Below are 13677 nucleotides of genomic sequence, written 5' to 3'. Positions count from 1 at the left end.
GCTCATTCCTGCAGCACCCAGGTATCCTTGGTGCCACCGCCCTGGCTGCTGTTGACCACCAGGGATCCCTGCGCCAGAGCCACGCGTGTCAGTCCGCCGGGAACCATGCGGATGCTCGTGCCTTGCAGCACGTAGGGGCGCAGATCAACGTGACGCGGCGCCACGCCTTCGTCCACCAGCGTCGGGCAGGTCGACAGCGCCAGGGTTGGCTGGGCGATGTACTTTTCGGGGTGGGCGCGGATCCGCTCGGCGAACGCTTCGCGCTCCTTCTTGCTGGCCTTGGGACCAATGAGCATGCCATAGCCGCCGGCGCCTTGAGCCTCCTTGACGACAAGTTCATGCAGATTGGCCAGTACATGGCCGCACTGCTTGGTGTCACCCAGGGTAAAGGTCGGAACATTGGGAAGGATGGCATCTTCGCTCAGGTAGTAGCGAATCATGGCTGGCACATGGGGGTACACGGACTTATCGTCGGCCACGCCCGTGCCAACCGCGTTGGCCAAGGTGACGTGCTTTGCGCGGATCACGTCAAACAGGCCGGGCACGCCCAGCATGGAATCCGGGCGGAAAGCGCGGGGATCGAGGAAATCGTCATCGATGCGCCGGTAGATCACGTCCACGCGCTGGGGGCCGCGAATCGTCTTCATGTAAAGAAAGCCCTCGTCCACGAAAAGATCCTGCCCCTCTACCAGCTCGGCACCAATGCTCTGTGCCAGGAAGGCGTGCTCGAAATATGCGCTGTTGAACGGTCCCGGCGTGAGCACAACCACTGTGGGGTCGTCCGTGTGACTGGGTGCCAGTTCGCGCAACGTCAGGTCGAGAAGCTCCGGGTAATGGCCGATGGGCGCAACACGATGCAACTCGAACAGATCAGGAGCCAGCCAGGAGAGGATGCGGCGATTTTCGAGCATGTAGCTCACCCCGGAGGGCACGCGCAGGTTGTCCTCCAAGACGAAAAACTCCTGCTCGGCGGTACGGACCAGATCAATCCCGCAGATCGCGCCATACACGCCGCGCGGCACCTTGACCCCTTGCATTCCGGCGCGATATTGCGAGTTGTCCAGAATGCCCTGGGCCGGAATCACCTTGTCTTTGATGATGCGCTGCGGCCCATAGATGTCGGCCAGGAAGAGGTTCAGGGCTTGAACCCGCTGCGCCAGGCCCCGCTGAAGATGGACCCATTCGGCAGCCGTGATGATGCGCGGCAGGATGTCAAAGGGAATCGCGCGCTCGGTACCGCCACCTTCGCCGTAAACGGCGAAGGTGATGCCCTCGCGGTAAAACGCCAGCCGTGCCTCTTCCTGCTTGGCCGCGAGCGCTGGCATGCCAGTTTCGCGCATCCATGTGGTCAGACGCGCCCAGGCTGGCCGGCTCTCGCTGCCAAAGCCCTCGCACTCGGAATAGGCCTGCATGTCGCTTCTCTCGGAACGGTTCGGTCCCTTTCACAGCAAGCCGCATGCCAGAAATCATCCTCAACACCGCACGCCGATGGGGCGCAAATCCAAGCGCGGGGCAAGTCATGCCGCCGACGCACCACAACCGGGCGCATGCGCACCAAATCGGCACACCAATGCCAGCCAACGCCCCATTCGCAAAGCGTGCCGCATCCGGCAAGGCATCCAGACCTTTGGCACGAGGGTTGCTGGATAAAGCGCACGACTGTCCACTTGGGTTTGCCATGACCATCCGCGTTGCGCTTCACCACCAAACCCGCTACAGGTTTGACCGCCCGGTGAAACTTGCTCCACACGAGGTGCGATTGCGTCCTGCTACACACAATCGCACGCCGATCCTCAGCTACTCCCTGACGGCCAAACCGGCCCGGCATTTCATCAACTGGCAGCAGGATGCCTACGGCAATTTCGTCGCCCGTCTGACTTTTCCCGAGCCTACGCGCGAACTTGAAGTGACGGTGGATCTGGTGGCCGACATGACGGTCATCAATCCCTTCGATTTTTTCGTCGAACCGTGGGCCGAGCCATTTCCCTTCACCTATCCGCAGGAATTGCGCACCGAGCTCGCGCCATTTATGGAGTGCGACCCCGTGGGGCCGCGACAGCAGGCGTGGCTGGATGCATTTCGGGCGGACTTACCCACGCACATCACAACCACCGATCTCCTGGTTCGCGCCAACCAAGCCGTGCAGCACGCGGTGTCCTACCTCATTCGCATGGAGCCCGGGATTCAAAGCTGCGAAGCCACACTGAGTAACGCTTCGGGCTCATGCCGCGACAGCGCCTGGCTGCTCGTGCAGATCCTGCGCAACCTGGGCCTTGCCGCACGTTTTGTCTCGGGCTATCTGATTCAGCTGACGGCCGACGTCAAGCCGCTGGATGGACCTGCCGGGCCTGGCGCCGACTTCACAGACTTGCACGCTTGGTGCGAGGCTTATGTGCCCGGAGCCGGCTGGATCGGACTGGACGCCACATCCGGCCTGTTCGCCGGAGAAGGTCATATCCCGTTGGCGGCAAGCGCCCAACCGTCCTCGGCTGCGCCCATTATTGGGAAGACCGACCCCTGCGAAAGTCGCCTCGACTTCACCATGACGGTGCAGCGGGTGTTCGAGGACCCCCGCGTCACCCTTCCCTATACCGAAGCCCAATGGCAATCGATCCGCACCCTGGGGCGCCGCATCGACGCGGATCTGCGCGCGGGCGACGTTCGACTGACGCAAGGCGGCGAACCCACTTTCGTTTCCGCGCTGGACATGCAGGGGGCACAATGGAACACCGCCGCACTCGGCCCCGACAAGGAGCGCATGGCCGGTGCCCTGCTGCGCCGCCTGTCAACGCAATTCACCAGCGGCGCGCTGTTGCACTTTGGCCAAGGCAAGTGGTACCCAGGCGAGGCGTTGCCGCGCTGGGCCATGACGGCGTACTGGCGCACCGACGGCAAGCCCGTGTGGCGGGACGCGCAATGGCTTGCGGGACCGGCCGCAGCCGGCGCCAAGGCGCTCGATCCCAGCGCTGCGGCACAGTTCGGCAAGCGCCTGTGTGAAGTGCTGGGGCTCAATGGCGGCTACCTGATGCCCGCTTTCGAGGACGCCTTGCACGCAGCTCAGGCTGAAAGCCGCCTTCCCGAAAACGTCCAGGAACTGATCGCCGCAAGCGGCGATGCCGACTCCCGCGCCAAGCTCGTCGCCCGGTTGGCGCATGGCCTGAATGCGGTTGTGGGCTATGTGCTTCCACTCAAGGCAGAAGCGGACGGCCACTGGCATTCCAGCCGCTGGCCGCTACGCGGCGAACGCCTCACGCTGGTGCCAGGCGACTCACCACTGGGCTACCGTCTGCCGTTGGCGAGCTTGCCGTGGGCACCGCCTGAGGACTTTGACCTCCAACTTCCGCCCGACCCCTTTGCACCGCGCCATGCCCTTGCCGACTTTCACGCCGCGCTCGGCCTTGCGCGTGCTCCGGCGCCGGGGCGCAAGAACGTGATCCTGCGCAAATCCCGCCCCGCGGAGATTGTCCACACCGCGCTATGCCTGCAAGTGCGCTCGGGAACGTTGCACGTGTTCCTCCCACCGATCGCGACCCTGGAGTCATGGCTGGCGCTGATCGCCGCCATCGAGCACACAACCCAGGCCCTTGAGCTGCCTGTATGCATCGAGGGCTATACCCCACCGCGGGATGAACGCCTGCAGACCTTCTCCGTGACGCCCGATCCAGGCGTCATTGAGGTCAACATCCACCCCTCGCCGGACTGGGATGCGCTCGAGGCGCGGACCGAGACGTTGTACGCCGAGGCGCGCGCGTGCCACCTGGCCACGGAAAAGTTCATGCTCGATGGCCGTCATGCGGGCACTGGCGGTGGCAACCACATCACCCTCGGCGGGGCGACTGCGGCTGATAGCCCGTTTCTGCGCAGACCCGACCTGCTCAAGAGCCTGATCGCGTACTGGCAACGCCATCCAGCGCTTTCCTACTTGTTTTCCGGCGCATTTATCGGGCCCACCAGCCAGGCTCCAAGGGTGGATGAGGCGCGCGACGACGCGCTGTATGAGCTGACCATCGCCTTTCAACAACTCGACCAGAAAGCCCCGCCGGGGCAAACCAGCGCGCAACCCTGGCTTGTGGACCGGCTCCTGCGAAACCACCTGGTGGATCTCACGGGCAACACACACCGTGCCGAGTTCTGCATCGACAAGCTGTACTCGCCCGACGGTCCCACAGGGCGCCTCGGCCTGGTTGAGCTTCGCGCGTTCGAGATGCCACCGCACGCACGCATGAGCCTGGTCCAGGCGCTGCTGCTGCGCGCGCTCGTGGCGCGGTTCTGGCGCCATCCTGACAGCGGCCAGTTGGTGCGCTGGGGTACGGCGCTACACGACCGATTCATGCTTCCGCATTTCGTCGATCTGGACATGCGCGACATCTGCCGCGACTTGCGCGCCGCGGGCTACGCGTTTGAGGACAGCTGGTTTTCCCCCTTCATGGAGTTTCGCTTTCCGCGTTGCGGAACCGTGACATACGACAGCGTGGAAATCGAGTTGCGTCAGGCCATCGAGCCCTGGCACGTCCTGGGCGAGGAAATGGCCGAGGGCAGCACCGCGCGCTACGTGGACTCGTCGGTCGAGCGCCTGCAGGTACGCGTACGCGGCATGACGGGCTCGCGCCATGCCGTGCTATGCAACCGGCGCTGGCTACCGCTGCATCCCACGGGCGTCCCGGGCGAGTTCGTGGCCGGCGTACGCTTCAAGGCTTGGGCGCCCCACTCAGCCCTTCATCCCGGAATCGGCGCGCAAGGCCCCCTGGTTTTCGACCTGGTCGATCGATGGAACGAACGCGCCGTCGGGGGTTGCACCTACCATGTCAGCCACCCCGGAGGCCGCAGCTATGACACGTTTCCGGTAAATGCAAACGAGGCCGAGGCGCGGCGGCGCGCCCGCTTCTGGGAGCATGGCCACACGCCCGGTCCCATCGTCTGCAAGGCCGAGCCGCTCAACCCGGATTTCCCCCTCACACTGGACCTTCGCTTCGACAACCCGTGAACTGCGTCGGCCCGGCACGCGCATCAGGCCGATGCTGGGCGCAGGCGCGGCGCGTCGGTACGGCGCTCGTCGTAGCGCTCAAGGCCAAGGCCCGCTGTGCTGACATCGGGCTTGCGGCCCAGCACCAGATCGGTGACGATCCGCGCAGAACCGCAGGCCATGGTCCAGCCCAAGGTCCCATGCCCGGTGTTCAGAAACAGGTTGGCGTGGCGCGTGGGTCCGAGGATCGGCGTGCCGTCCGGCGTCATCGGCCGCAGGCCCGTCCAGAACGTGGCCGCGGGCAGGTCGCCACCCGGGAAGAGGTCGCGCGTCACCATCTCCAGCGTTTCGCGCCGGCGGGGATTGAGGCGAAGGTCAAAGCCGCCAAGTTCGGCCATGCCGCCCACACGAATGCGCTGGTCAAAACGCGTGAGGGCCACTTTGTAGGTCTCATCCAGAACTGTGGAACGCGGCGCAAGGGCTTCGTCGATCAGTGGCACGGTGAGTGAATACCCCTTGACAGGGTATACGGGCAGATCGAGACCCAACGGAAGGAGAAAGTCCCTTGAATAACTGCCCATGGCAAGCACGTAGCGGTCAGCCTTGAGCACGGCGTTGCCCACACGCACGCCGGTGATCGAGCGACCATCGGTGAGCAAGCCATCCACCGTCTGTTGGAACCGGAACACGGCGCCCAGCGATTGGGCGCGCTCGCTCAGGCCGGTTGTGAACAGCTGGCAATCGCCCGTCTCGTCATTGGGCAGGCGCAAACCTCCGACAAGCCTGCCCCTCGCCTGAGCCAAGGCGGGCTCGACTTGGGCGAGCTGCTCGCCGTCAAGCAGCTCATAGGGCACGCCGCATTCCTCAAGCACAGCGATATCGCGCTGCACGGCATCAAGCTGCGCCTGTTTGCGAAACACCTGCAACGTTCCACCCGTGCGGTGCTCATAAGCAATGCCCGTATCAGCGCGAAGCTGCCGCAGGCAGTCGCGACTGTATTCCGCCACGCGCATCATGCGTTCCTTGTTGACCGCATAACGCGATGGCGTGCAGTTGCGCAGCATGGCAGCCATCCAACGCAGTTGCCACAGACTCGCATCAGGGCGCACGGCCAGGGGCGCGTGGCGCTGAAACATCCACTTCAGCGCTTTGACGGGAATCCCCGGCGCGGCCCAGGGCGTGGCGTAACCGGGCGAAATCTGCCCTGCATTGGCTTGGCTGGTTTCCATGGCGGCACCCGCCTGCCGGTCGATGACGGTGACCTCGGCCCCAGACCGTGCCAGGTAATACGCTGTGGTGGTGCCGATCACACCCGCACCAAGAACAATGACTTTCATGCCAACGGCCTTATCAATCGACGATAATGCAACTATATCGATTAGCCTTGCACGTTTTTCACTTTTCTTTGATGCTTTTGAAGCGAATTCCACTGACTCTTCCTTTTGACGGGTGGCGCGACCAGAAAAATGCAAGACCTTGACCGCATCGATCGCAAAATCCTGGACATCCTTCAACGCGACGGCCGCATTTCCATGACGGATCTGGCAAGTCAGGTTGGCTTGTCCGCCTCCCCGTGTACCGAGCGTGTCAAGCGCATGGAACGCACCGGAGTCATCGCCGGGTATCACGCACGCGTCACCCCAGAAGCGTTGGGCAAAACCCTCCTCGTATTTGTGGAGATCAAGCTCTCGGCCAAATCCGGCGATGTCTTTGAAACTATCCGCCGCGAGCTTCTGCACATGCCCGAGGTGATGGAATGCCACCTCGTCTCGGGCGGCTTTGACTATCTGGTGAAGTTCCGCATGCGCGGCATGAAGGAATATCGGCATCTCCTGGGCGACATCCTCAAGCGCCTGCCGGTATCGGCCGAATCCCATAGCTATGTCGTGATGGAGGAAATCAAGGAAACCCTCTACCTTCCCGTTGACCGATAGAGTGGACGGCGCGGCGTTCGATGCCATTCGGAAATGAGGCCCGAGAGCTTCCCGGCCCCTTGCTGCCGTTCGCACCGACTTGGGCCGGAACAAACATCGGCGCGCTGACTGCGTAACAATCCCATCGTGACCACCAAGCCATCCTTCCTGCCTTTGCTGCGCGAATTGGCGCGCACCTACCAGACGTTTGAGCACTATTCGGCAGCGCATGTGCAGCGCATGGGACTGACCCCGGCACAGTTCGACGTGCTGGCCACCCTGGGCGACACGCCCGGCATGAGCGCAAAGACACTCGCGGACAAAACGCTCATCACGAAGGGCACACTCACCGGCGTCGTGGATCGCCTGCATCTCAAGGGCCTTGTGCAGCGCCTGCCCAACCCCACGGACGGGCGTGGGCAGATCGTGCAACTCACCCCGAAAGGGCAGGCGCTCTTTGAGCGTGTATTCCCGGCGCACGGCGAATACCTCGCACGCGCCTTCGCGCATCTGGGCACTGAAGACCAGGCTCTGGCGATGCAAGCCCTAGTGTCCTTGCGCCGAGCCTTCGAGCGCGCGGCGACCTCGAGCACTTCGTGAATGGGGCGGCCCAGCGCCGCGTCGGCACCCTGCCGAGCAGGCCGACGTCGATGCCTTGGTGGCCGCAAGGCTCATCGCCGTATAGCCTGACCTGCCCGACGGACGACCTTGAGGCATTCGCCTGCGGATGCGCAGGCCAGGCATCCGGCCATCGGGTGCCGAGTGCCAAGGCGATTGTGTCGTATCAACGTGTCGCGCTGGTCGGCTGCATGAGCGGCGCGCTCCCCGTCATGGAGCCTTTGATTCACTACGGACCCGGCGCTTGGCGCTTTCGAGCCGGGACACCTCGAGCGCAGTCTCCGACATGGTCGTCTGCACAAAGGTGATGTGATTTCGTGCCGCGGCGGCTGCAGCCTGTGGTTCGCGTGCCCGCGTCTTGGCCCAAATCTCATGATGCTGCTCGCGCAGCTGAGACCACTTGCCAGGGTGGCCATGCAGGTAGTGGAGATTCCTTTCCACGTCATCATGAATGAGTCGATGCAGGCTCGCGCTGAGGTGCGCAATCAGGACGTTGTGCGATGCCTCCGCGACGGCCTGGTGGAAGTCCACATCAGCCTTGATGCAGGCCTCGAGATCCCCGTGCTCATAAGCTGCCTCGAGCGTGTTGAACGCCGCGTCAATGCGCTCGACATCGAAGTCGTTCGCGCGCTCCGCTGCCAGCCGTGCAGCCTGGCCCTCCAGCATGTGGCGAAACTCCAATAAGTCGTGCTGAAGCGTTGGATGCCCGCTGAGCATATCCTTCCAGGGATCGACGAAACTCGCCTGCAACCTGTCCGTCACGACCGTGCCACCACCCTGACGCGTGCGAACAAGCCCCTTGGCTGCAAGTTTCTGCAACGCTTCCCGCAAGGACGGGCGCGACACACCGAGTTGCTCTGCCAGCTCGCGCTCGGGCGGCAGGCGCTGCCCGGCTCGCAGAGAGCCCTCGAGGATGCGCCTCTCGAGACTGCTGGCGACGCTGTCGGGAAGACGGACGATATCCATGACTGGCCCTCTCGATTGGTCTGACCAATAATAATCGGTGCCGAAGCGCCCACCATTCCCGACAAGCGCCATCGGGCAATGCCCTTGACTCGGAAAAGGAGTTCATCTCTAATCGCGCCTTGTGGTCTGACCAATTGACCACAAAGACTTCTAATGGCCATACGAAACCTCGACTCGAGGTGGCGCCAAGCCCTTCCAGCGCAATTTCGCGCGTGGGTTCGGGCACGAGAGCGCAAGCCCTTCCCAACCATGCATCGAAAAGGAGACTTGATGATGACGCCGAGCGCCCTGCCTGCGGGGATTGTGTTTGCGCAGCCGTTAACGCCCGTGGGCGGTTCCCTGCTGCTGTCATTTCTGGTGGCCGGTGTGCCCATTGCCGTGGCGTTGATCATGCTGGGCGTGCTGCGACGCCCGGCATGGCAGGCGTCGTTGGTGGGTCTCGTGACGGGACTGCTGATTGCCGTGGGGGTGTGGGGCATGCCCGCTGGGCTGGCCTTCAATGCGGTGGGCGCGGGCATGGCGCTGGCGTTGGTCCCGGTGATGTGGATCGTGTTCAATGCGCTGCTGCTGTACAACGTGGCGGTGAAGTCAGGGCGCTTCGAGCAGTTTCGCCAATGGATGCTGGATCATTTGCCGGACGATCGTCGCCTGGTGCTATTGGTGGTGGCGTTTTCGTTTGGGTGCCTGCTCGAGGGCATTGCAGGTTTTGGCACGCCGGTGGCCATCACCAGCGCGCTGCTGATCGGGCTGGGTTTCCCGGCCCTGGAGGCGCTGACGTACACGCTGATTTTCAACACGGCGCCGGTGGCGTTTGGTGCGCTGGGCGTACCGATCACGGTGCTGGGGGCGGTCACGAGCATGCACCCCGATACGCTGGGGGCAATGGTGGGTCGGCAGTTGCCCTTTTTTGCATTCTTGCTGCCGTTTTACGTGGTCGGCATGTACGGGGGCCTGAAGTCGATCGGCAAGCTGTGGCCAGCGCTCGTCGTCTCGGGGGGAAGCTTTGCGCTGACGCAATTTGCCACCTCCAACTACATCAGCTACCAGCTCACGGACGTGCTGGCCTCGCTGGTGTCGCTCATTGTCACGGTGGTCTTCCTCAAGACGTGGAAACCCGAGCCGGATCCGGCCTTTGCCGTGGTGCGCACGCAGGCGGCGGCAAAGGGCACGGCGCGCGTGGGTTATGGCGGCTGGATGCCATGGGTGGTCGTGTCGGTCATCGTCATTGTCTGGATCAACCTGAAGGTGTTCGCGATCGGCGACACCAAGGTGCTATGGCCGGGTCTGAACAAGGCGGTCTTCATTACGCTGTACCAAAAACCGTATGTCGCGCTGTGGGACTTCCAGCCTCTGGGCACGGGCACCGCAATCCTTCTTTCGGCCATCATCGTGGCGGCCTGGACGCGCACCGGCGTTGGGGCATTCCTTGGCTGCGTGGGTCGCACGTGGGTGCAGACTCGCATTGCCATCGCCACCGTGATGATGATCGTGGGACTCGCATTCCTGCTGAACTACTCGGGCATGAGCTACACGCTGGGTATGGGTGTGGCCTCCACGGGCGCCCTCTTCCCACTGGTCTCGGCCTTCCTCGGCTGGATCGCCGTGTTCCTCTCCGGTAGCGACACCTCGGGCAACGCCCTGTTCGGCAACCTGCAGGTGGTGGCTGCCCATCAGCTCAACCTGAACCCGGTGCTCATGGCCGCCACCAATTCCTCGGGCGGCGTCATGGGCAAGATGATCTCCCCGCAAAACATCGCTACGGGCGTGTCCACCACCGACCTCAAGGGCAAGGAGGGCGTCGTCTTCGCCCGCACCTTCTGGCACAGCGTGCTGCTGACCGTGCTGCTGGGTATCCTCGTGGCCTTGCAGCAGCACTGGCTCACCTGGATGATCCCGGCCTTGCCAGGAAAATAGGCCAGGCGCACACGCACCTCAACAGGCAACCGGGCCGCTCTTGCGTACCCATCGGAGACAGTCATGCCAGTCATTACCAATATCGAGGATCTGCGCATTCTGGCAAAAAAGCGGGTGCCCAGAATGTTTTACGACTACGCCGATTCTGGATCGTGGACCGAATCGACCTACCGTGCGAACCAAGAGGAATTCGGCAAGCTCAAGCTGAGACAGCGCGTGGCGGTGAACATCGACAACCGCTCGCTGCGCACGCAGATGATTGGTGAGGACGTGGCCATGCCGGTGGCGCTGGCGCCCACCGGCCTGACCGGCATGCAGCACGCTGACGGGGAAATCCTTGCCGCGCGTGCGGCGGAAAGGCTCGGGGTGCCCTTCACGCTGTCCACGATGAGCATCTGCTCCATCGAGGACGTGGCGTCCCACACCAAGGCCCCCTTCTGGTTTCAGCTGTATGTCATGCGGGACCGGGACTTCATCGAACGCCTGATCGAGCGTGCCCGCGCTGCGCGATGCTCCGCGCTGATGCTGACGCTGGATCTGCAGATTCTTGGGCAACGCCACAAGGATCTGAAAAACGGCCTGTCCGCACCACCGAAGCCGACACTCGCCAACATGCTGAACCTGGCCACGAAACCGCGCTGGGGCCTGGGCATGCTGGGCACGCGCCGGCGGCACTTCGGCAACATTGTGGGGCACGTCAAAGGGGTGGAGAACATGGGCTCGCTGTCGGCGTGGACCAGCCAGCAGTTTGACCCCCGCCTGAACTGGAACGACGTGGCATGGATCAAGAAGCTGTGGGGCGGTAAGCTCATCCTCAAAGGCGTCATGGATGCCGAGGATGCCCGGCTCGCGGCCGATTCCGGGGCGGACGCGCTCATTGTGTCGAATCACGGCGGGCGCCAGCTCGACGGCGCGCCCAGTTCGATCTCGGCACTGCCGCCCATCGTCGATGCAGTGGGATCGCGCATCGAAGTCTGGATGGACGGCGGCATCCGATCTGGGCAAGACGTGCTCAAGGCTGTGGCACTTGGTGCCAAGGGCACCCTGATCGGGCGCCCGTTCCTCTACGGCCTCGGAGCGATGGGAGAGGCAGGCGTCACGAAATGCCTGGAGATCATCCGTAACGAGCTGGATCTGACCATGGCCTTTTGTGGGCTCACCGACATCCGGCAAGTGGATCGCGGCGTGCTGCTCAACCCACCCTGGTAGACCCCGCCTGTCCTGGCGCAGCGCCATGCCTGTTGTGCGCATTGGACGCACAATTGCCGAATTGTCATGAACGACGGGGGAATCGGCGATGGATCTTGGCTTGCAGGGTACGGTGGTGCTGATCACCGGGGGAAGCAAAGGCATAGGCTTGGCGTGTGCGCGCCAATTCTCCAGCGAAGGCGCGCGTATTGCCATTGCATCACGCGACCTCGAGCATTTGAGGCAGGCCACACAAGCGCTGCAAGGCGCGGGGGCGCCAGTGCTGGCGGTCAGCGCCGATCTGTGCGACCCCACGCAGGCCTCAAACTTGGTGCGGCAGGTCATCGATGAATTGGGCCCCATCGGCGTGCTCGTCAATTCGGCAGGCGCTGCGCGTCGCACACCACCTGCCGAGCTCACAGCACAGCACTGGCATGCCGCCATGGACGCAAAATTCTTCCCCTACATGCACGCCATCGACGCCGTGCTCCCCGGCATGGTGCAAAACGGTGGTGGCGTCATCGTGAACATCGTTGGCACAGGCGGCAAAATGGCGTCGCCCGTCCACCTGCCGGGTGGGGCGGCAAATGCTGCGCTCATGCTGGCGAGCGCCGGGCTGGCGAATGCCTATGCCGCCAAGGGCGTACGTGTGAACGCCGTGAACCCCGGCATCACCGCGACCAGCCGCATGCGGGAGGGGCTGGAAGCCGAGGCGCGCTCATCGGGCAAGGCAATCGAGGACATCCTGAGCCAGCGCGTGAGCGCGCTGCCGATGGGGCGTGTCGCTGAGCCTGAGGAAGTGGCCGATATGGTCGTCTTTCTTGCTTCGCGACGAGCCGCTTACGTCAACGGCGCTGTGCTGACCCTGGACGGCGGAGCCACGCCAATCGTGGTCTAGAAGCTCGTCGCCAATTGGCGGATTCGCGCTTCCGTGCGGCGCTCGCAGGGCTCACGCCGCTTGCGGGTTCTCGGCGGCGCCGGGCCCTTCAGTGCCGTGCCCCGCGCACGCCCATCAATCGAAGACCGGGGTATCCACGCCCAGCACCTTGTGCAGCTTGGGGCTGGTGGTGGTGTACTGCAGGTGGATCTTCTTGTCCGGGAAGATGTAGGGCGCCGCGCCAAACGCAGCCAGCGCAGCCTCGTGAAAACCCGACAGGATGAGCTTTTTCTTGCCGGGATAGGTGTTGATGTCGCCCACGGCGAAGATGCGGGGCACGCTGGTCTCGAACTTCTCCGTGTCCACCTTGATCTGTTTGCGCTCCAGCTCCAGCCCCCAGTGGGCGATCGGCCCCAGCTTGGGGCTCAGGCCGAAGAACACCAGCAGCATGTCCAGCGGCAGCCGCCGGGTGATGCCGTCATTGCCCGTGACCTTCACCTCGACCAGGCGGTCGTCGCGCTGCTCAAAGCCCGTGATCTGGCCGATGACGAGCTGCATGGCGTGCTGCTCGCACAGCGCGTGCATCTTCGCCACCGACGCCGGCGCGGCGCGAAACCCGTCGCGCCGGTGCAGCAGAACCACGCTCTCGGCACCGTGCTCGGCGCTCTGGGCAAAGTGCAGGGCCCAGTCCAGGGCCGAGTCGCCACCGCCCACCACCACCAGGTTCTTGCCGGCAAACACCGCCGGGTTCTTCACCCGGTAAAACAGCTGCGTGCCCTCGAATGCCTCCAAGCCGTCCACCTTCAGCGTGCGCGGCTGAAAGGCCCCCACGCCGGCGGCGATGAACACCGTCTTGGCCAGGAATGTGCGGTCCTTGGAGGTGCGCACGAACAGCCGCCCGTCGTCCTGCTGCTGCAGCTCCGTGACATCCTGCCCCAGGTGGAACGTCGGCTTGAACGGCTCGATCTGCTTGAGCAGGTTGTCCGTCAGCTCCTGCCCCGTGCACACCGGCACGGCCGGAATGTCATAAATGGGCTTGTCCGGGTACAGCTCCACGCACTGCCCACCCAGATGCGGCAGCGTGTCGATGACGTGGGCCTTGATGTCCAGCAGCCCAAGCTCGAAGACCTGGAACAGGCCCACCGGGCCCGCCCCGATGATGACGGCGTCGCATTCAATCGGCTCGCCTTGCCACTGGGCGGCATCCGTGATCGCCGCGTTGAGGCGCATGTCCATGG

10 protein-coding genes are annotated in these 13677 nt (G+C 63.7%); 6 read left to right on the top strand and 4 right to left on the bottom strand.

Annotated features, from left to right (window positions below; all coding sequences use genetic code 11):
- Positions 1-2 precede the first annotated feature (2 nt).
- Positions 3-1412 carry a circularly permuted type 2 ATP-grasp protein gene (locus CD04_RS0120755; protein ID WP_051849485.1) on the bottom strand — a complete coding sequence of 470 codons (1410 nt, stop codon included), beginning with the start codon at positions 1410-1412 and terminating at the stop codon, positions 3-5.
- 266 nt (positions 1413-1678) lie between these two features.
- Here CD04_RS0120755 and CD04_RS0120750 point away from each other — a divergent pair, with 266 nt between their 5' ends.
- A complete protein-coding gene (locus tag CD04_RS0120750) occupies positions 1679-4984 on the top strand; it encodes a DUF2126 domain-containing protein (protein WP_031410316.1) in 3306 nt (1101 codons plus the stop codon).
- A gap of 23 nt (positions 4985-5007) precedes the next feature.
- On the opposite strand, the gene CD04_RS0120745 is transcribed toward CD04_RS0120750, so the two are convergent.
- Positions 5008-6300: a D-amino acid dehydrogenase gene (locus tag CD04_RS0120745; protein ID WP_031410314.1), complete on the bottom strand. Its 1293-nt coding sequence runs from the start codon at positions 6298-6300 to the stop codon at positions 5008-5010.
- Between the two features lie 129 nt (positions 6301-6429).
- Here CD04_RS0120745 and CD04_RS0120740 point away from each other — a divergent pair, with 129 nt between their 5' ends.
- Together CD04_RS0120740 and CD04_RS0120735 are read left to right on the top strand one after the other, a co-directional pair.
- Positions 6430-6897: a winged helix-turn-helix transcriptional regulator gene (locus CD04_RS0120740; protein WP_031410311.1), complete on the top strand. Its 468-nt coding sequence runs from the start codon at positions 6430-6432 to the stop codon at positions 6895-6897.
- 126 nt (positions 6898-7023) lie between these two features.
- Entirely contained in the window at positions 7024-7476 is a 453-nt protein-coding gene (locus CD04_RS0120735) for a MarR family winged helix-turn-helix transcriptional regulator (RefSeq protein WP_031410309.1), read from the top strand.
- Between the two features lie 228 nt (positions 7477-7704).
- Here CD04_RS0120735 and CD04_RS0120730 read toward each other — a convergent pair whose 3' ends face one another.
- Entirely contained in the window at positions 7705-8460 is a 756-nt protein-coding gene (locus tag CD04_RS0120730; protein WP_031410307.1) for an FCD domain-containing protein, read from the bottom strand.
- A 270-nt stretch (positions 8461-8730) separates the two neighbouring features.
- Here CD04_RS0120730 and CD04_RS0120725 point away from each other — a divergent pair, with 270 nt between their 5' ends.
- From CD04_RS0120725 to CD04_RS0120715, 3 genes are all read left to right on the top strand, one after another.
- Complete coding sequence (locus CD04_RS0120725) at positions 8731-10374, top strand: L-lactate permease (RefSeq protein WP_031410305.1); 1644 nt, start codon at positions 8731-8733, stop codon at positions 10372-10374.
- A 63-nt stretch (positions 10375-10437) separates the two neighbouring features.
- Positions 10438-11583 (top strand): alpha-hydroxy acid oxidase, encoded by a 1146-nt coding sequence (locus CD04_RS0120720; RefSeq protein WP_031410302.1) that lies wholly within the window; start codon positions 10438-10440, stop codon positions 11581-11583.
- Positions 11584-11671: 88 nt separating this feature from the next.
- Positions 11672-12460, top strand: a complete 789-nt coding sequence (locus tag CD04_RS0120715) for an SDR family oxidoreductase (RefSeq protein WP_031410300.1) — start codon at positions 11672-11674, stop codon at positions 12458-12460.
- A 114-nt stretch (positions 12461-12574) separates the two neighbouring features.
- On the opposite strand, the gene CD04_RS0120710 is transcribed toward CD04_RS0120715, so the two are convergent.
- Entirely contained in the window at positions 12575-13675 is a 1101-nt protein-coding gene (locus CD04_RS0120710) for an NAD(P)/FAD-dependent oxidoreductase (protein WP_031410298.1), read from the bottom strand.
- Between the last annotated feature and the right edge of the window lie 2 nt (positions 13676-13677).

This window comes from Thiomonas sp. FB-Cd (assembly GCF_000733775.1).
GTDB lineage: Bacteria > Pseudomonadota > Gammaproteobacteria > Burkholderiales > Burkholderiaceae_C > Thiomonas_A.
The sequence above is the reverse complement of the archived record's forward strand: the minus strand, read 5'-3'. Positions and strand labels throughout refer to the sequence as shown.

What these genes read in the sequence shown, in the direction of transcription:
- CD04_RS0120750 (WP_031410316.1), top strand. Translation starts at nt 1,679, where the DNA reads ATGACCATCCGCGTTGCGCTTCACCACCAAACCCGCTACAGGTTTGAC.
- CD04_RS0120710 (WP_031410298.1), bottom strand. Translation starts at nt 13,675, where the DNA reads ATGGACATGCGCCTCAACGCGGCGATCACGGATGCCGCCCAGTGGCAA.
- CD04_RS0120745 (WP_031410314.1), bottom strand. Translation starts at nt 6,300, where the DNA reads ATGAAAGTCATTGTTCTTGGTGCGGGTGTGATCGGCACCACCACAGCG.
- CD04_RS0120725 (WP_031410305.1), top strand. Translation starts at nt 8,731, where the DNA reads ATGATGACGCCGAGCGCCCTGCCTGCGGGGATTGTGTTTGCGCAGCCG.
- CD04_RS0120730 (WP_031410307.1), bottom strand. Translation starts at nt 8,460, where the DNA reads ATGGATATCGTCCGTCTTCCCGACAGCGTCGCCAGCAGTCTCGAGAGG.
- CD04_RS0120755 (WP_051849485.1), bottom strand. Translation starts at nt 1,412, where the DNA reads ATGCAGGCCTATTCCGAGTGCGAGGGCTTTGGCAGCGAGAGCCGGCCA.
- CD04_RS0120720 (WP_031410302.1), top strand. Translation starts at nt 10,438, where the DNA reads ATGCCAGTCATTACCAATATCGAGGATCTGCGCATTCTGGCAAAAAAG.
- CD04_RS0120740 (WP_031410311.1), top strand. Translation starts at nt 6,430, where the DNA reads ATGCAAGACCTTGACCGCATCGATCGCAAAATCCTGGACATCCTTCAA.
- CD04_RS0120715 (WP_031410300.1), top strand. Translation starts at nt 11,672, where the DNA reads ATGGATCTTGGCTTGCAGGGTACGGTGGTGCTGATCACCGGGGGAAGC.